Origin of the sequence: Xenorhabdus szentirmaii DSM 16338 (assembly GCF_002632585.1) — a bacterium.
GTDB lineage: Bacteria > Pseudomonadota > Gammaproteobacteria > Enterobacterales > Enterobacteriaceae > Xenorhabdus > Xenorhabdus szentirmaii.
Genome location: NZ_NIBV01000001.1, coordinates 392,313 through 410,440 on the forward strand (window position 1 = coordinate 392,313; position 18,128 = coordinate 410,440).

Annotated in this window: 14 protein-coding genes; 8 read left to right on the top strand and 6 right to left on the bottom strand. The window is 40.6% G+C overall.

Going from position 1 to position 18,128, the window contains the following annotated elements; all coding sequences use genetic code 11:
- The first annotated feature begins 14 nt into the window (after positions 1-14).
- The gene (locus Xsze_RS01875) at positions 15-908 is read left to right on the top strand and encodes a LysR substrate-binding domain-containing protein (RefSeq protein ID WP_038240136.1); all 894 of its coding nucleotides are present in this window, start codon (positions 15-17) and stop codon (positions 906-908) included.
- A 56-nt stretch (positions 909-964) separates the two neighbouring features.
- Here the strand turns inward: Xsze_RS01875 and Xsze_RS01880 are convergent, their stop codons facing one another.
- Together Xsze_RS01880 and Xsze_RS01890 are read right to left on the bottom strand one after the other, a co-directional pair.
- Positions 965-2,242 (bottom strand): dicarboxylate/amino acid:cation symporter, encoded by a 1,278-nt coding sequence (locus tag Xsze_RS01880; protein ID WP_038240138.1) that lies wholly within the window; start codon positions 2,240-2,242, stop codon positions 965-967.
- 511 nt (positions 2,243-2,753) lie between these two features.
- A protein-coding gene (locus Xsze_RS01890; RefSeq protein ID WP_408673336.1) for an IS3 family transposase occupies positions 2,754-3,868 on the bottom strand; the annotation gives its coding sequence in 2 pieces (ribosomal slippage) (positions 2,754-3,601 and positions 3,601-3,868; 1,116 coding nt in all).
- Between the two features lie 184 nt (positions 3,869-4,052).
- Here Xsze_RS01890 and Xsze_RS01895 point away from each other — a divergent pair.
- The 4 genes from Xsze_RS01895 to Xsze_RS01915 all read left to right on the top strand — a co-directional run bounded on the left by Xsze_RS01895 (position 4,053) and on the right by Xsze_RS01915 (position 9,888).
- Positions 4,053-4,592: a hypothetical protein gene (locus Xsze_RS01895; protein WP_051462469.1), complete on the top strand. Its 540-nt coding sequence runs from the start codon at positions 4,053-4,055 to the stop codon at positions 4,590-4,592.
- A gap of 52 nt (positions 4,593-4,644) precedes the next feature.
- On the top strand, positions 4,645-5,751 hold the full coding sequence (locus tag Xsze_RS01900) for a hypothetical protein (protein ID WP_099139101.1): 1,107 nt from the start codon (positions 4,645-4,647) through the stop codon (positions 5,749-5,751).
- Positions 5,752-5,819: 68 nt separating this feature from the next.
- The gene (locus Xsze_RS01905; RefSeq protein WP_167331016.1) at positions 5,820-6,341 is read left to right on the top strand and encodes a tetratricopeptide repeat protein; all 522 of its coding nucleotides are present in this window, start codon (positions 5,820-5,822) and stop codon (positions 6,339-6,341) included.
- 229 nt (positions 6,342-6,570) lie between these two features.
- Positions 6,571-9,888 (top strand): DEAD/DEAH box helicase, encoded by a 3,318-nt coding sequence (locus tag Xsze_RS01915; RefSeq protein ID WP_038240144.1) that lies wholly within the window; start codon positions 6,571-6,573, stop codon positions 9,886-9,888.
- Positions 9,889-10,291: 403 nt separating this feature from the next.
- Here Xsze_RS01915 and Xsze_RS01920 read toward each other — a convergent pair whose 3' ends face one another.
- Entirely contained in the window at positions 10,292-11,608 is a 1,317-nt protein-coding gene (locus tag Xsze_RS01920) for an amidohydrolase (protein WP_038240146.1), read from the bottom strand.
- 334 nt (positions 11,609-11,942) lie between these two features.
- On the opposite strand from Xsze_RS01920, the gene Xsze_RS01925 reads away from it, so the two are divergent.
- Positions 11,943-12,128 (top strand): LysR family transcriptional regulator, encoded by a 186-nt coding sequence (locus Xsze_RS01925; RefSeq protein WP_038240148.1) that lies wholly within the window; start codon positions 11,943-11,945, stop codon positions 12,126-12,128.
- Between the two features lie 141 nt (positions 12,129-12,269).
- Here Xsze_RS01925 and Xsze_RS01930 read toward each other — a convergent pair whose 3' ends face one another.
- The 3 genes from Xsze_RS01930 to Xsze_RS01940 form a co-directional block, all read right to left on the bottom strand.
- Positions 12,270-13,037 (bottom strand): DJ-1/PfpI family protein, encoded by a 768-nt coding sequence (locus Xsze_RS01930; protein ID WP_051462472.1) that lies wholly within the window; start codon positions 13,035-13,037, stop codon positions 12,270-12,272.
- Between the two features lie 159 nt (positions 13,038-13,196).
- Complete coding sequence (locus Xsze_RS01935; protein WP_038240150.1) at positions 13,197-13,670, bottom strand: hypothetical protein; 474 nt, start codon at positions 13,668-13,670, stop codon at positions 13,197-13,199.
- A 458-nt stretch (positions 13,671-14,128) separates the two neighbouring features.
- Positions 14,129-14,695, bottom strand: coding sequence for an Ail/Lom family outer membrane beta-barrel protein (locus Xsze_RS01940; RefSeq protein WP_038240152.1), 567 nt, complete (start codon positions 14,693-14,695; stop codon positions 14,129-14,131).
- Between the two features lie 295 nt (positions 14,696-14,990).
- Here Xsze_RS01940 and Xsze_RS01945 point away from each other — a divergent pair, with 295 nt between their 5' ends.
- On the top strand, positions 14,991-16,268 hold the full coding sequence (locus tag Xsze_RS01945) for a bifunctional O-acetylhomoserine aminocarboxypropyltransferase/cysteine synthase (protein WP_038240154.1): 1,278 nt from the start codon (positions 14,991-14,993) through the stop codon (positions 16,266-16,268).
- Positions 16,269-16,906: 638 nt separating this feature from the next.
- Positions 16,907-18,016 carry a hypothetical protein gene (locus Xsze_RS01950; RefSeq protein WP_038240157.1) on the top strand — a complete coding sequence of 370 codons (1,110 nt, stop codon included), beginning with the start codon at positions 16,907-16,909 and terminating at the stop codon, positions 18,014-18,016.
- Positions 18,017-18,128 lie beyond the last annotated feature (112 nt).

Here is an 18,128-nt window from a genome sequence, read left to right on the forward strand (position 1 = left end):
ATAAGGTAGGGTTTATGCTTAATAATATTGAGCTGAAATGGTTATATGATGCGGTAATGTTGGAGGAGTTACGAAGTTTTACACTCGCCGCAGAGCGGAGAAATATATCTCAGTCTTCTTTTAGCCGACGAATTCAGGCACTTGAAAATGCTGTCGGGTTTGAAATATTTAATCGTAACTCAAATCCATTACAACTTTCGTTGCAGGGACGTGGTTTTATTGTCTATGCCAGAAACCTTTTAGGGGATATAGAGTATCAAATCGGAAAAATAAAAGGTGGTGAAATATCTAAACACCGTATTAACATTGCTGCCGCTCATTCCCTTTCTATTTCTATTTTACCTGAATTGATATCTGGTTTTTCAGAAAAACCGGATAAAGTTTTTAATATTGATGCCATTAATGTGGATGAAGCAGTCAAAAATCTCAAAAAAGGAAAAAATGATTTTATTCTCTCTTTTTTTAATGAAGAACTGATGAGCTCTCCTTTCCTGCATCATAAAGTGCTGGATGCTCAGTTATATCTTGTTTCCGCCTGTGATCCTGATGGAAAGCCGTTATATTGTCTGGAAGATACGCCTTTGCCATTAATGAAATACAATGATGAAAGTTATATGGGGCGTCAGGTGAATCAGTTATTGGAAAAAGATTTCAGGGACAGGTTCAACTATTTTTGCCTTTCATCCATGAGTGAGCTGCTGAAACGCATGGTGCTGAATGGTCATGGTGTCGGCTGGTTGCCGGATTATTCAATCCGTAAGGAGCTCAGGAAAAATAGCCTGTGCTTGTTGGCACCAAAACAATCCACAATAAAGATGGGGGTGTTTATTTATCGGACTCACTCCCGCCTTAATCCTTCCTCCGAACGTTTTTGGCAATATATACGAAAACAGCAGCCAGTTGCCTGATCGCGCCAGTTAAGTTCACTTGCTGTAATCAATAGGTTTGGCTACAGCAAGTCTGGTCAGGCTTCTTGCGCTATTTTGCCCGGTAGTTGTTCCTGTTCAGAATGACCCTGATTTTCTTCCAATTTTGCAATCACGGCAGTGGAAATACTGTTGCCGACGACGTTCGTGGCAGTGCGTCCCATATCCAGGAACTGATCGATGGCGAGGATAAGTAAAATTCCCGCTTCGGGAAGGCTGAACATCGGCAATGTCGCCGCAACCACCACCACGGAAGCTCGTGCAACACCTGCCATGCCTTTGCTTGTGATCATCAGCGTCAACATGATCAGGAGTTGCTCTGTCACGCTCAGGTCAATATTGTAAGCTTGTGCAATAAACAATATCGCAAAAGATTGGTACATCATGGAGCCATCAAGGTTAAAGGAATAACCGAGCGGCAATACGAAACCCGAGATTTCTTTCGGCACACCGAAGTTATCCAGTGCGTTCATGGTCTTTGGGTAGGCTGATTCGCTGCTCGCCGTTGCGAAAGCCAGTGCCACTGGCTCACGGATCAGTTTCATCAGTGAAAACATTCTGTTACCGAGGAACAAGAATCCGACTCCCGATAGCACCACCCAGAGTAAAAGCAGACCAATATAGAAAAGGCCGATCAGTTTGCCATAGTCATAAAGCAGGCCCAGACCCTGCACGGTAATGGCGGAAGCAATGGCAGCAAATACAGCAATCGGTGCAAATGACATTACGTAATCGGTGATACGGAACATAATGCGCGCCAAGTCTTCAATTAACGTCACGAAGGGGCTTTTCTTCTCGCTGTTACGGCAGATACAGGAAAGTGCTGAGCCAAAAAATAGGGAGAAAATCAGGATCTGCAAAATCTCATTGTTCGCCATCGCAGAAGCAAAGCTACTGGGAACGAGATGGCTGATAAAGCTTTTCAGTGAGAATCCGCTGGTAGTCAGGCCCGTGTTTACCTCTTCTTCCGGGAGAGTGATATTAAGCCCAACGCCGGGCTGGAATATATTGGCTATCAACATTCCAATGCCCAGTGAAACCAAACCCGCAATAATGAACCATGCCATCGCCTTGAAGGTAATTCGCCCCACCGAAGATGATCCGCCGATTGAAATAAACCCTGTGACAATGGTCGCGAATACCAGCGGTGCGATGATCATTTTGATCAGCCGCAGGAATACATCAGTAATAATATTGATATAGGAAGCCACTTCTTTTGTTTGGCTGGCGTCAAGATAATGGTTAAATCCCCAGCCCGTGACAATGCCCAGTAAAATGGCAATAATAATTTGCTGCATAATTCTTTGCCTGTTCATCATGACCTCTTATCTTTATTTTTCGATTTTTACTTGGTCAGATGTTTACATCTTTTGAACTTCTGATGAAATGCAAATGAAAGATGAAGCATGCACAAAACGCATAATACATTTTGAAAAATAACAGCAGCACTTATTTAATGGAAATAGATCCGTCGTCTCTCAAGTTGTAGCGGTGTTAACTGCATCTTGAAATACATAGGGTATAAATAGGTTCACCAGATGGCATTGCCAAAAGATAATAGGATTAATTGATCTCAACCAGAAACCAAATAGTACGTTCTGCATCAGATTGTTTTATGCTGATCCGCACATTGTCCTTTCCCCAATACTCTTCGTTCCAATATTTATTAAAATATTTTTTAAACCCTATGCTTTCAACATATTCTATTAATTCTTTTTTGCGGTTCACGTTCACATTTGAAAAAACTATTGTGTTAGTCATTGTGATTGAACCATCAGGTGAGTCATAGTATATGAGGTGGTAATCCCCCATTTTCAACAGCGGTTTTCAGTAGAATGATGTTAACTGAGCCCGCTTCTGCATCGGCGTAATACCACCCAGTCCCATGTGTGGCCGCTCATGATTATAATGCCATAACCAGCTTGTCGCGACTTCCTGGACTTCACTGATGTGGCTGAAAATAATCTGATTCAGCCAGTCATAACGTATTGTCCGGTTAAATCGTTCAATATACGCATTCTGCTGTGGTTTTCCCGGCTGGATATATAACAGTGTTATCTGACACTTTATTGCCCACTGCTGAAGCTGATGACTCAGATATTCAGGGCCGTTGTCACAGCGGATACAAGCCGGTTTTCCGCGCCATTCAATAATCTGTTCCAGTGAACGGATAACCCGGGCAGCCGGTAATGAAAAATCCACATCAATCGCCAGTGCTTCACGGTTAAAATCGTCAATAACATTAAATGCCCTGAATGTTCTGCCGTCATTCAGCTGGTCATGCATAAAATCCATTGACCAGGTTTCATTTATTTTTTCAGGAACCGTCAGTGGTGCCGGCGGCAGCCTGACAATCCGGGTTTTGGACTTTATCCGCAGATTCAGTTTTAGCCCGCAATAAATACGGTACACGCGCTTATGGTTCCATGAATACCTTTTGACATTACGCAGAAATAAAAAGCACAACCCGAATCCCCACTGATTATTTTTTGTTGTCAGCTCAGTCAGTAAATCCGCAATCTGCTGATTTTCATCGCAGAGTACCGGTTGATAACGGTAGCCGCTTTCGCTGATGCAGAACGTTTTACACGCAAACCGGATGCTGATACCTCTGACCTCCACAGCAGTCTGAGCCAGCTCACGACGCTGCGGCACGGTTACCACTTTTTTTGCATGGCTTCCTGAATAATCTCGGCTTTAAGGCGCTCTTCGGCATACATTTTTTTCAGCCGCCGGTTTTCATCCTCGAGCTCTTTAAGACGAGCCATCATGGATGCATCCATTCCGCCGAACCGTGAACGCCATTTATAAAAGCTCGCGCTGCTCATACCGTGCTCACGACAAAGTTCGGGAACCGGTGTTCCGGCTTCAGCCTGTTTCAGGATCGCGATAATCTGACTGTCGATAAAACGTGATTTTTCATATGAATCTCCCCGATTCATGTTACGAGAAAATTCCACTTATGAACACTCTGGTTTTTCGGGGGGATTACCCTACTTTTGACCTCCATGAAAAATGGGAGGAGACGTTTGTGGGATTTATCTGATGTACTTACAATAGGGTATTATTTAACTTTTTGTTTTTTAATATAATAAACATTATACAAATACGGTTTAGGTAAGTAAGATGACATTACATGGAAAATTTGTAATCAATGACGCGAATTATTCCTCTATTTCCCTGTTCATTGTGAGCATGTTACTCGTTGCTAATTACATTCCATATGATGGGTTTGTTGATTACTTCATCATGCAGCACATTATTTTTGCTGATGCAGAGAGAATAGGGAAAGTGGTATTAGATGAGCTAGATACCGAATCCTACGAATCGGTTAGGGATTATTTTAACACCCTAATAAACATCCTGATCAGTGTACCATTACTCTGTATACTTACCACTGCTTTCGATGCCAATACATGGAAAACAAAACCCACGGTTCTCTTAAAAAAATGGGCACTACCTACAATTAGGCGTTTTACAAAGTTGTTTGCTTTCGGCTTCCTATTTTGGGCATTGTTCCGTTTTTTACCTTATCAACATATTTTTCCCAACGCTCAGATTTATTCATCTTTTACGATAACAGCAGTTATCGTTTTTAACCTATTGATAACGATTATTTGCTACGGGTTTATTACGAAGAAAATAGCAATCAAAAGGAGTTTTTAATTACAGTTTGGATTTTAAAACTATTACTTTTATTTACATACTGGATTATTTTATGAACAATAAAATAGGAAAAAATTTTGGCCTTATAGAACGAAATGATTTTAAAGGCGAAGGTTATGTTATTAAATATACTCTTAAAATAAACATATCTCCGTCAGGAACAACGTATACAAATATAAATGGAGATCAAAGTAAATCAGCGTTTGGGCATGTTTGGGTAGAATTTAATGGTGAGTCAATAGGATGGGGGACCGGCGATTCAAAAATGGCAGGGGGCGCTGAAAATTTAACCTTCCATGATTCTAAAGGTTATGATTCAACGAAAGTTACAAGTATAACATTACCATTATATGCAGATGAAGTTGCTGGTAATATCAAAGGTTTTATTTCAGAAATGAAAGAAGGAAATTATAAACATTTCCCCAATAATTATAACCTACTCACTAATAACTGTATTGACTTTGTTAATCATATATTATCTTTATCAGAAATTGGAGAAAATAATCCAGACTACATGCTGGAATTATTTGGTGGTACGCCTAATGAGATTATCGAGAGAATTCAAGAGTATATTGACGAGCAAGAAAGTGTCGAGACACCATTAGTTATCGCATTAAGCGGCGATGGTATTTTTACACTACCTGATGATGATACTATTTATTTTGACCATAATACTGATGGTGTAAATGAATCTACGGGTTGGATAACTAATAGTAGTGCATTTCTTGTTTTGGATAAGAACAAGAATGGTATTATTGATAATGGAAATGAAATGTTTGGTAATAATACCCTTCTTGAGTCAGGAGAGTATGCTAGACAAGGTTTCGATGCTTTATCTAACTATGATGGCAATGGTGATGGTAAAATTGATAGTCAAGACGAGATGTGGTCATTTTTGAGTTTATGGCACGATAAAAATGTCAATGGAAAAACTGACATAGATGAGTTAATTAAAATTGAACAATCTGAAATAAAATCTATTGATTTTAATTATCAAGAAAATGGCATGACAGATGAAAGTGGTAATAAGTTTTTATTAACAAGTTCTGTCTTATGGGATAATGGAAATTATACAGAAATTTCAGATATTTTATTTAATACTCACCTCAATGGTCAATCAAAAAACCTAACTATTGATGAAGGTACTTTATGGTTATAAAAAGCGCAAAAAAACAATTGGTTAAGATGCTTTTTCTGTTTGTGCCGTTAATATTAAGTGGGAGAAGTATGGCTGAAATACCTGTTCCAGCAAAAGTTTATCACCATGATCCTGATTTTTTATCTTCATTTTCTATTGATATGCCAAATAATAAAGAAGAATTTTATGTTTTGGTTAAACAATCAGATGAAGAAAATAGTGAAGCTAATTGGATGGTGGCAGTTATTTATGATCAAAGTGATGCTGGTGAAGAAGCTAAAAAGTATTATCAACGCTCTATCGAGCGTCAAGATGACTATATGGGGCGATCCGCGGTAAATCTCGGTTATTTATATAGTAAAAACGGCTATATTCAAAAAGCAATGACACTGTTTCATCAAGCTGGGGACGCTGGCTATTATGGTGGTTTTGAAGCACTAGGGACAGAATATTTTGTTGGAGATAATATTACATATAATTTTGAAAAAGCTAGATTTTATTATGATAAAGCGGCTGAGTTAGGTTGTGTTAAATGTCAATATCTTATTGATAATTGGACGGATGCTGTAAAATTAAAACAAAGAGATTTAAAAATAAAAGTAAATCAGTAGAAATAGAATTGCGTATTTTTAGAGCCTGATTTAGATGCTCTATTAAGGGCAAGAACATGAGTATTTGTGTCTTGCCCAGCATCTGAAAGGAGACCATGAAAAATGGGAGGATTACCTATCCCATCAAAAAAATGGCTCACTATAAACACTAAAGCTGCTACAAAAATGATACTCATTACGTTAACCTTATTTACCTCATTAAATGACTTAAAATAATAAAAGAGTTGTAATGTCCGAGATCCTTCATTCCACAAACGTTCTCCGAGCTTGGCAACATATTGAATTTTTCCAGCCGTACTCGCCAGAAAAAAAGAAAAATAGCTTGACCGTAACACTTCAGGAATTGAGGGAATGCGGTGATGATGCGCTGCCATGGCTCTCTCAACAACTGCGTCATGACTATAAAATTCCGGGCAAAAAGGTGGGATACAGCTTGCATATTGGCCTGTTTGAAAAAGCGATCGCCAAAAGCATTAGCGAAAAAGTTTTCCACCGCTCACAAACCTACACCAAAGATGAAATTGAACAACGTCTGGATAATGAAGACCCAACGTGCTTTGCCAAGGTCATTCTGAACTCTCAAGGTGCTCTGGATCTGGAAAATTTTTCTATCAGTTCATTGCCTTGGGCATTGGGCCATTTACAAAATGAAAGATTCAACCATCTTAACGCCGCTTGTTTTTCAGCAAGTTGCAATCAGCTTAAAGCTGACCTCACTCTCTTTGACGCAAAGTTACGCGTCATCAGTGAAAATGACAAGCCCGTGCTCAGAGCCGGCGATATCCTCATCCTGTTAGAAGCACTTTTGGTGGAATGGGCTGATTTTCAACCGGAATGGCAATATGCAATACAGATAGATTGGCTTGAGGGCGATTTTGATAAAAAATTGAACGAAGACGGTGACGGGGATAAGGGAAGCGACGAAGATGATGCAGATGAGGAAGAAATATCACCAACACATCATGATTTTGTCCTGCCGATCTTAAATAGCTACTTTTTTGAAGATATTGGAATCGTTATCAATGCCCTGCACCAAGGGAAAAACAGCAAGGCACTAAAAGAATATCTCTCCCACAGCCACCCGCAAGAAAAAACCGAGCTTTATTCACAACAGGGACTCGCGGCAATCATCAAACAGTTGCATCCCTCTAAAATGCCATTGGGTCGCTGGCCGTCTGAACCCGCACATGCCATGTCACTCATGCAGCAATTTGCCATTAATACCGCAATAGAAGAACTGGCTGATGGTGGTTTACTTTCCGTCAACGGCCCGCCGGGCACGGGGAAAACCACGCTTCTGCGTGATTTAGTGGCACACAATATCGTCGAACGGGCAAAAATCCTGGCTGACTTTTCGTGTGTTGCAGAAACATTAGACTCATCGGGTTTAGTCGTTGAAAAACTCACGGGTTTTGAAATGATTGTCGCTTCATCCAATAATGCAGCGGTAGAAAATATTTCAAAAGAGCTGCCACAAAAGAAATCGCTGGCAAAAGAATTTCAGGCTTTCAATTATCTGTCCCCCGTGGCAAACCAATTGGCAACAGAAAAAAAGACCCCAAAAAAGACTAAATACTCCCCAGAAACAAAACGTCAATATGATATGTACTTCCCCCTTGATAGGGATAAACAATGCTGGGGTATGATTTCTGCTGCTTTGGGTAAAAAAGCCAACCGTAAGAATTTTGGGCAACGTCTATTATTTGATGAACATTTTCTACGTGATACCCATGAAGAAAAATCCCGCCCGGATGACCAAAATTTCCTCAGCCTGTGGCGCTGGCATCGTTTTCATATACCCACCAGCTTCGCTGCCGCCAAAAAGAAATTTCATGAGTTATTGTCTCACACTGACCAATTGCAAGAAACGCTGGAATATTTTGCTTACCTGTTAGAGAGAAGTCAGGACAACACTGTTGAAAAAGCAGAAAGTTTGCGTGATCAGGCTCAAACTCAATACGCCAGCCAACTCACTCTCCTGAAAAGTCTGGAAGCAGACTTAATTTCACAGGATAAAAAAATAGATTTCGCAAAACAGCAACAAAAAATAACGGAAAGTAATGCTCCAGGATGGTTTACTCGACTAATAAACCGAAAACGAGTGCAACAACATCGCAAAGGGCTACGTGAAATACAGCAATCTGTATTAGCACAAATGCAGGCATATTCTGATCTGGCGGAGCAAACCGCCAAACAGCGCAAAGCGAGTGACCAAGCGCAGAAGCAACTCCAGACTGCACTGAGAGCAGTTGAGCGCGCAAAAGAAGAGCAGGCTCGTCACCAGCGCGCACTGGCGGCACTTCAGCAACAATTTCCTGATATCAAGTTGCCTGACATAACACGTTCCATCAGTGATCCTTCGCTACAACGCACCGCGTTCTGGCAAAATGAGATGATAAATCGCAAACGGTCAGAGCTGTTTATCGCCGCGATGGATCTTCATCAAGCCTGGCTGTATGAGGCGCTGAAAAATAGTGCTTTTGTGGCAGTTGTGCTCAAACTAAACGCTTTTCTGTCATCTCCCGGCTCAGTGACCGATGATTGTTTACGTTGGTGGCAAACCTTATTTATGGTGGTACCGGTATTGTCCACCACTTTCGCTTCACTCGGGCGCATGTTTGATGGCGTGGGCAGTGAAGAGCTGGGCTGGCTGATGATTGACGAAGCAGGACAAACTTCACCACAACAGGCTGTTGGCGGAATATGGCGGGCTAAACGGGTTCTGGTGGTTGGCGATCCTCTACAAATTGAGCCTGTATTTACCACTTCCCCACAATTGGTCGAACACTTTTGCAATGACGCGCTGGCAGGCGATTCACCAAACTGGGAACCCAGCAAATTTTCTGTGCAACAAATTGCCGATCGCGCGAACCATTGGGGTTGTGAACTTGGCGAAATGGGTCACAAGGTTCAGATCGGGATTCCCCTGTGGGTACATCGCCGTTGCATTGAACCGATGTTCAGTCTGGCTAATGCCATTGCCTATGATGGACGCATGATCCACGGCAGTGAAGCCGATAAAATTCTCAGCTCAGCGGTCAGCCCCGAATTACCTAATCACTGGCGGATTTCCGCGGGTGGACAAGGGGAAAAACAGTATCGCAATAGTCATGGTGATGATTTAGTGAAACTGCTGGATAAACTGCTGGCCGCCAATGTCAGTCTGCGTTCCATCTATGTCATCACGCCTTTTAAGGCGGTGAAAGCGGGTCTGCAAGATGTGCTGGCAAAACGCGGCCTTTCCGTCTGGCAAAAACAATCTCCAGCCCTGACCCAAAAAGAATTCGACAATTGGAAAAAACACTGTGTTGGCACCGTGCATACTTTTCAGGGCAAGGAAAATGACATTGTTATTTTTGTTCTGGGATGCGACAAAGATAACGATGGCGGAGCAAGATGGGCAGCCAGCAAACCTAATCTACTGAATGTCGCTTTAACCCGCGCTAAAAAACATTTCTTTGTCATCGGCGATCCAGCCGTATGGCAACGTTTATCTGGATTTAATCGTGTCGCTGCGACATTGCCCAGTATCTCCCCGGGGACGTAACTACCGAAAGTATGGTTTTCCGGCAGCACAGCGCAACCTACAGCGATAAAAACAGTGAACGGGTGTAACCAATAAAGCGGCCATTTGAAAGGTGAGGTGTATCAGTAGAAAGATTGGCGCATGATCATTCCCATCATGCGCTTTGATTTATCCTGTGTTTTGCTTTTAAATTCCCAGCCCAGTTGGCAATCCTGCAAAGTACCAACCTATCAATAACAAGATCCAAACCGCATAAAATACCCATGGATATGGCTGAAAAACACAATCAACAACACTATATAGCTGGCATGGCGTTTATGAATGCCAGACGCCATTTTGTATGTAATAAATTGTAATATAACGACTTTTTCTGCAATCCCTAACCCACAGACCCGCGCCAATATAGCGCCAAGCGGGGTTTTAATTAATCAACTTTAAAGTCGGGCAGTTGAAGCGCAATCACCGCCAATGTTTTTACGGCTGTTGCCATCACATTCTCATCAAAATCAAACCGTTCATTGTGATTCCCGGCACTGAGTTCCGATCCAAAAACAAGGAAAGTGGCATATCCGCCATTTGCTTTGACCCGCTCCATAAAATAGGTGGCATCATCCGAAACAGAGGACAGTTTATGGCGTTTCACCACAGATAAAAGTTCAGGAACATGCTGTCCGGCCTGTTGATAAATAAAATCGACCCAAACAGGGCTGGGTTGGCTGTTTTGCGCTGATCCCATTGGTATCAACTCATATTCAACGCCCTGCATTTTGGCTGCTCCTTCAATAATATTGAGGGCTTGCTGGTAGACAAACGCATTGATTTCATTCGTTTCTCCCCGAGTTTCAACTTTCATCAACGCGTGAGCAGGGATCACATTTCTGTCACTCCCCGCCTGCAATACGCCAACATTAATGCGAGAGCTGCCCCCACTGTGTCGGGGGATTGCATAAAGCCCCAGTGCTGCTTGTGCGGCAGCCAATAAAGCATTTTTGCCCTCTTCGGGTTTTGCGCCAGCATGGGTGGCAACACCGCGATAAATCACATCAAATTTGGTGGTAGCCAAAAAATTATCCTTGCCACAAACCAACCCTCCCGGTGAATTGCCAAGACCGATATGAATCGCAATAAAACAGTCAACATCATCCACGACGCCTGCTGCCACCATGGGTTTTGCCCCCTGAGCTCCTTCTTCCGCAGGCTGAAAAATCAGTTTAATTTTTCCCGTTAACTGGCATTCATGTTGTTTCAAGACATGCGCAAGCCCGAGGCCAATTGCGGTATGACCATCATGACCACAAGCGTGCATCATATGGGCATTACAAGAAGAAAAGCCCTCAACATAAGGCCGGTGCTCAGGGGTTTGCGCCTCATTCAGAGCAAGGGCATCCATGTCAACCCGAAAGGCCAGCGTTGGGCCTGGTTTTCCGGTCTCCAGAGTGGCGACAATTCCCGTAAATCCCCCCGAAAAATGCGGTAACCATGCCTTCAAGGCACCTTGTTGAATGGCACGCTGCTCTTGCTCGTGCAATGCCTGCTCTGAAGGCAGCCCCATTCGGGCATCTGCCTTGATGACGTCTTTTCCCAATTGCAAGCTATAGCCCAGGCGGTGCAGCTCGTCTGCTACAATCGTTGCTGTCCTGAATTCGAACCAGCTCGATTCAGCAAAATGATGAAAATCACGACGCCAGTGTTTTAATTGTTCAGTTATCTGCTGAATAGATTCATTCAATAAATTATTCATAATTATTATCTCTTTTATATGATTGGATTTTTAAGCTTCTGTTTTATTGGCTACGCTATAATTAAAAATATTTACAATGAAATATGCTTTTATTTTACCGATATTTTTCATCAACGATCTTTTGCCTAAATAAGTAAAAAATTTAAATCCACATCACAGTATTAATATCACCATTTTATCTTCAATAAACTTGAGGTTAATTTGTTTTCACCTGAATAACAATTGACAACCAACCTATTTATCATTAACAAATCATACTATAGTGAATGAATTTTATTTTAATAAGATGTAATTAATTTTCTTCTATAATTAAAATCTATCATAAAATAGAAAAATGCCAATACCAATAAAACTTAATCAATTGCGTATTTTTATTGAAATACGTCATCATGGCAATATCCAAGCTGCCAGCCGATTTTTATCACTTTCACAACCCGCCCTCACTAAATCCATCCGGGAACTGGATAGATTGCCGCTAATCTGGCGGGTCATCATGCAGGGCAAGAAAAAACGTCTTTGATCTTAAATTGTCTATCACACTTGCGATCAGTCATAAGCCAAAAACACGCCATTTAACCTTGTTTGGTTCCCCGGACCGCAATCATTTATACTCTCACCCTGCTTATTTGTATTGATGGCTTTACTGATGTTTATTCAATCGTCAGCATAAGTTTTCTTCCATAAATTTTTTGGCAGCCATAATACTTTGTTGATAGTCAGGAGTTTTTTGTGCCAGAAGTTGATAAGTCTCGTCTGTTGCCATTTTCGTTATTTTATCACCCGCAGTATTCGGCGTACCTGCATTAAATGGCGGCTGAGGATCATAGTGCATAATTAATTGCATCGTTTTCGCTTCATCTTCTGATCTTAAAATAGAAAGCAATTGTAGCCCAAACTCTATACCTGCCGTAATTCCCCCTCCGGTGATTCTGTTCCTGTCAATAACGACCCTTTCATGAACAGGAATGGCACCAAATTCTGTCAGGTATTCTCCCATTAACCAATGAGTCGCTGCTTTATATCCATTCATTAAACCGGCGGCGGCTAAAATAATAGAACCCGTACAAACACTGGTAACATATTCCGCATTTTTTCCGACTTTATTTAGCCATCTCATCGCTTTTTCATCCCGCATGATACTGAATGGATCTAATGCCCCCGGGACACAAAGGATATCAACGTATTCAAGTTCATCAAAAGTTATTGAAGGATAAAATTTAAAACTGTTAATCTCAGTGTTTATTTTTTCCCGGTTGTGCCATACATATTCAACATTAAACCCCCTATCCTCCAGTACAGTCGCTGGCCCAACTAAATCCAGAGGTGTCAATTCGGGAAAAAGAAAAAATGCAATGGTTTTCGAATTGGTGTTTTTATTTCTTCTTTGCCCATCAGTACAAGGTAACTCTGTAATCCACTCTTTATTCATTTTTTTCTCCCCATCTCATACGAGTTCACTATATAATGACCATTGAATTTAAAACGCCTGACACGACATAAAATCTGTATAAACGACGTAATAAATCACATATAAATGACGCAGCAACAACATAAAATTAACAAATAAAGCAGTCTGGTGAAACAGGCGCTAAGATAGAAAGCACTTTAATTCCTTCTGGTATCTGCTGATGAGATGAGAGGCACTAGCCATTAACAGAGAAATTATCTCTTTTTGTTTCACCGTAGGTGGAATTCCTGAACAATTAAACTGATTAATCCAGTATTCCAGATATTCATTAGATAATTGTCTTCTATCACCTTGCAAATTAGATAAAATGAATATTAAGCAATCCCATTTATTTAACCGGCGGGCCAGAGAAAAATATAACCGACATTTTTTTTCTGATTGACCTTCGCACAGACAATTTTGCACTTCCGTTAACGTGATAAATATTTTCTTCCTGTCCCGCAATTTCAATGCACATTTACCCACTTTGACGGAAGGATGGATAAATGCCTCCACCGTATCTTTTTTATCGACACCAAAGTATCGGTATTCATGAGGATGCGAAGTCATGATTATTTTTTCTATTTGACGCAGTAAGAAATATTCTGAAGCCATAACTATCCTTTTAATACTTCTCTGTTGTTACCTGCTTCTGGCAGGGTAAATGATCTCATTTTGCTGATTTAACTTTCCGGAGAAAAGGTAAAAAACAAATTATCTATTCTTGCTAAAAATCAATAGACAATTAATTTGGAGGGTATTCTAATAATCCAATGTGAAAACCAGCCAGAATAACGGTAAGTTTTTTTGACGCAGCCCATGTTTTTAATCAATACAACAGTTATTCTCTGGGATAAACGCATATTGAGGCATTGATAAAATACGATTCACAACAAATGGGAAGCATAAAAAGACGGTATCCATGGCGGCTACCCTAAAAAACTCAATAGAAAATGATTGAGTTAGTTTAGCGGCAATATAAATCCCACCCAAGAATACCGTTTAATGAAATGTTATTTCATCTTTTGAAAATCGGACCAATTAAAGGATCAGATACAACAAACTTCCGCTAATTAAAAACGATAGCCAACACCGATATTAAATCCGTTAATGTCGAGACGTGTACCATGGTTCTTTATTGCTGAGCCTTCATAGCCGGCATAAACACTGAAATTAGGCATCGGGTTGACTTCCACTCCTGCACCATAAGCAAAATCGGTTGAGTTATCATCCCCTTTATAGCTCACAACGCGCCTATGGCCCTGTTGTATAGAGACTCCACTGCCTGACAGGTGAGCCTTTGTATGAGCAAAGCCCAACAAGCCATATACACTGACATAATCATTAATTCGGTATGCAGGCCCAGCCATCAATGCGTAATATTTCAGGTCGAAATGATTTCTCATATTACCCTGAGTTGCATTTTCACTGCCTTTCATATAGGTAAACGAACTAATAATACTGATGGGATAATCCCATTCATAACGATAGTGAAGGTTTACCCCGTTAATATGTTTAAAATCTTGTACCTTACTTTGTGCAAAACCGATTGCAACAGTCTGTGAATTCGCATGAGCCAGTGAACCATACAGAAAACCCGATGCGACTAAAGTGAAAAGAAGCGCTTTTTTCATCGTCATTGATCATTACCTTTTACGTTGTCAGTATGTAAAGTATAGATAAGGTTTTAAAAAAAGTTTTTTTAAAGGTGCAACCGATGTCATTTTCTTCAGCTCATTGTAATTGTTACACCACTAATATTTATAGATACCTTACAAAAAAACAAAACAAATACATTACCCTCCCCCTCTATATCAAATTGATCTCTCTTAACATTTATTTTTGATATATTTTAACTATATTGTCATTTTGTAAATTAAGTATCATTTCTGTTCTAATCAATCTTCCCTACATTATTTAATAAAGGAATTGACAATGAAATTAGAAACGCTCTCCATCCATGCAGGTTATTCACCCGAACCAACAACCAACGCCGTCGCTGTTCCCATTTACCAGACAACATCCTATTCTTTTGATGATTCACAGCATGGCGCCGATCTGTTTGGCTTAAAAAAAGAAGGCAATATTTATTCCCGTATCATGAACCCGACCAATGATGTATTGGAGAAACGCATTACCGCTTTGGAAGGAGGCGTTGGCGCGCTTGCGGTTGCCTCCGGCATGGCCGCCATAACCTATGCTGTCCAGACTATTGCCAGTGTAGGTGATAACATCATTGCCATAGCAAAACTCTATGGCGGAACTTATAACCTGATGGCACATTCATTCCCCGCAATGGGAATTGAAACACGTTTTGCTGATCACGACGATCTGGTCACCATTGAAGCGATGATTGATGGAAAAACCAAGGCCCTATTTTGTGAATCCATCACTAACCCAGCCGGGCACATTGTCGATATTCAGGCCATCGCCGATATCGCCCATAAGCACGGCATCCCGCTCATTGTTGATAATACTGTAGCGACCCCTTATTTATGCCGCCCGTTTGAGCACGGTGCAGATATCGTCATTTATTCCCTGACTAAATACATTGGTGGTCATGGTACTTCCATGGGGGGCATGATTGTTGATTCCGGTAAATTCCCCTGGGCGGAGCATCAAGATCGTTTTGCCATTATGTGTACTCCCGATCCCTCCTACCACGGGATCATCTATACCGAATATTTTGGCATGGCAGCCTTTATTGCCCGCTGTCGTCTCGGGCCATTGCGGAGCACAGGTGCGGCCTTGTCTCCTTTCAACACATTCTTAATCCTACAGGGCCTTGAAACATTGGCACTTCGGATGGAACGCCATACTGAGAACGCCCTGAAAGTTGCACAGTATCTGGAACAGCACCCACAAGTTTCATGGGTGAAATATGCCGGCCTACCTACACATCCGGAATATAATCTTGCCGTTCGTTATATGGGCGGAAAACCCGCAGCTATCCTCTCTTTCGGTATCAAAGGCGGGGAAGAAGCAGGAAGACGTTTTATTGATGCCCTGCAATTAATTGTGCGTCTGGTCAACATTGGTGATGCGAAATCATTGGCCTGTCATCCGGCCTCAACAACACACAGCCAGTTGAATGATGAAGAAATGGTGAAAGCTGGCGTATCCCGTGATTTAGTCCGCCTTTCTATTGGGATTGAGCATAGCGACGATATTATTGCCGACCTCATGCAAGCACTTGAAGCAGCCAAGATTTAGATAACCATCTGTATTTATTTTATTTATCCTATTTGGTGGTCATTTCCATGACCACCAAACGCAATCATCAACGATTAAATATCTTGTCTATCCACTGGATAAAACAATGCTGGTGCTAAGAAAGGCCAAAGCATGAGAAAAACATCGATATTCATGGTGATATTCAAAAGAAGATGTCTCAGGTTATTTTTGTGCCTCTCTGTTAAACCTGAAAGTTATTAACCATTTTCCCCATGCTCTCTCTTTTTAGGATGCATTAGTGTTTTTTCATAATTATAAATGTAACTAAAATATATCTTATTGAATAATATCTTCTTATAATCTCACTTTAATTTTAATATTGTTTTAAACGTTTAAAAAATTCATCCAATATGATTTTTTTAGATTTATTCTGGCAATATTCAAATGTTGCGCCATAATATTTATATACAGCTCACATTAATATAAGCAACCCCAAGCGTATTTTTTAAATACGGGAATAACCCAACATATCCATTGAGTATGTTTTATACCATTAATAAAACACATATTATTAATGATTGGGATTTGTTTAATAGATTCATGCTCTCATTATCATTAAAAAACTACAGGTTAATTAAAATTATTATTTTATTTGTTGTTTTTAGAAGGAGATTTTAATGAACACACAGCAAAAAAATAACGGCTCAGATAAAATATCTGGATTACCTACCTTTAATCTTATCTTGGCTGATGGAAGCAGAGAAGGTCACTTGTTCGCCAATGGCAATATGCAAGTTGGGGTCGTTATTAATATAATAGCGACTACGGCCATGGCCGAAAAGCCAATATTTTTATCGCCTGAACAATTAGATTCTATTGAATTAATTGATAAAATTACACACGAAAAATTACCGATTGAGTGGGAATACGACTCTGAAGAAAACGGTTATTTACACCAGATACCAATCTCACACACCGGAGCCAGAGACGCTCATTTACACTCTGGCAAAAATTTAAGCAGTAATGCCGAAGCGCCTCAGCAGAAAATTTATTGGTTGAAAACAAAAAAAATCGGCACTATTACAATAACAGCACGAGTGACATTAGATGGAAAAACATTTTCAGCCGATGATATGGCGCATACGGGGTCACACCTTGTCATTACAAGCTATAAACCCATCGTTTATCACGCTGATAATTTTGAATTCATCACTGAAAAGTCGGTCGCCAATGGCACATATGACGTTAAGCTACACTCTGATCAATCAACTCCTGGACCACCTGGGCATAACATAATAAATAGGATTAATCACCTGCCATGGATTCAAAATAATTATTATATTATTCCCAAAAAAGAGAGCGGGTATCCAGTGCATGATATTGGAGAGATCCGAAATACCATAAATGATAATAATCCTACTCAATATGATTACCGAAGATTTACCCATCATACACGAGCGGAGCACCTTTATCTCTGGTTTCTTTGGGGACAATATAGTGCCAAGAGGACGGCTGGCGCTGATTATCGGCATTTCTTCAATTACGAACGCTGGAATAAGAAAGAGGTTACTCTGGACGCAACTCCGCAAGTGGAGATAACCACAACACCACGCGTCGATGTGGTTAGTTTAAGTCGGCTTTATTTCGAAAGCCCATACCCAGGTTTTTGGGTAGATGAATCTAATCAAATTCCACAATTCAAATTACATGATATCTATGGTAATGAATCAGTTGTTCTAAAAATTATCATGGATGATGCAGACACTTTTCATCTTCAAGAAGGTTGAACAGTATATTTCCGATGAATTTCAAGTTACCGTTTTATTGACGGTAACTTGAAAGAAAACCGAGATAAATTATTTTTTATATTTCAGCAGGTAAATAATAGGAATAATAAAA

What these genes read in the sequence shown, in the direction of transcription:
- Xsze_RS01875 (WP_038240136.1), top strand. Translation starts at nt 15, where the DNA reads ATGCTTAATAATATTGAGCTGAAATGGTTATATGATGCGGTAATGTTG.
- Xsze_RS01880 (WP_038240138.1), bottom strand. Translation starts at nt 2,242, where the DNA reads ATGAACAGGCAAAGAATTATGCAGCAAATTATTATTGCCATTTTACTG.
- Xsze_RS01895 (WP_051462469.1), top strand. Translation starts at nt 4,053, where the DNA reads ATGACATTACATGGAAAATTTGTAATCAATGACGCGAATTATTCCTCT.
- Xsze_RS01900 (WP_099139101.1), top strand. Translation starts at nt 4,645, where the DNA reads ATGAACAATAAAATAGGAAAAAATTTTGGCCTTATAGAACGAAATGAT.
- Xsze_RS01905 (WP_167331016.1), top strand. Translation starts at nt 5,820, where the DNA reads ATGGCTGAAATACCTGTTCCAGCAAAAGTTTATCACCATGATCCTGAT.
- Xsze_RS01915 (WP_038240144.1), top strand. Translation starts at nt 6,571, where the DNA reads ATGTCCGAGATCCTTCATTCCACAAACGTTCTCCGAGCTTGGCAACAT.
- Xsze_RS01920 (WP_038240146.1), bottom strand. Translation starts at nt 11,608, where the DNA reads ATGAATAATTTATTGAATGAATCTATTCAGCAGATAACTGAACAATTA.
- Xsze_RS01925 (WP_038240148.1), top strand. Translation starts at nt 11,943, where the DNA reads ATGCCAATACCAATAAAACTTAATCAATTGCGTATTTTTATTGAAATA.
- Xsze_RS01930 (WP_051462472.1), bottom strand. Translation starts at nt 13,037, where the DNA reads ATGAATAAAGAGTGGATTACAGAGTTACCTTGTACTGATGGGCAAAGA.
- Xsze_RS01935 (WP_038240150.1), bottom strand. Translation starts at nt 13,670, where the DNA reads ATGGCTTCAGAATATTTCTTACTGCGTCAAATAGAAAAAATAATCATG.
- Xsze_RS01940 (WP_038240152.1), bottom strand. Translation starts at nt 14,695, where the DNA reads ATGACGATGAAAAAAGCGCTTCTTTTCACTTTAGTCGCATCGGGTTTT.
- Xsze_RS01945 (WP_038240154.1), top strand. Translation starts at nt 14,991, where the DNA reads ATGAAATTAGAAACGCTCTCCATCCATGCAGGTTATTCACCCGAACCA.
- Xsze_RS01950 (WP_038240157.1), top strand. Translation starts at nt 16,907, where the DNA reads ATGAACACACAGCAAAAAAATAACGGCTCAGATAAAATATCTGGATTA.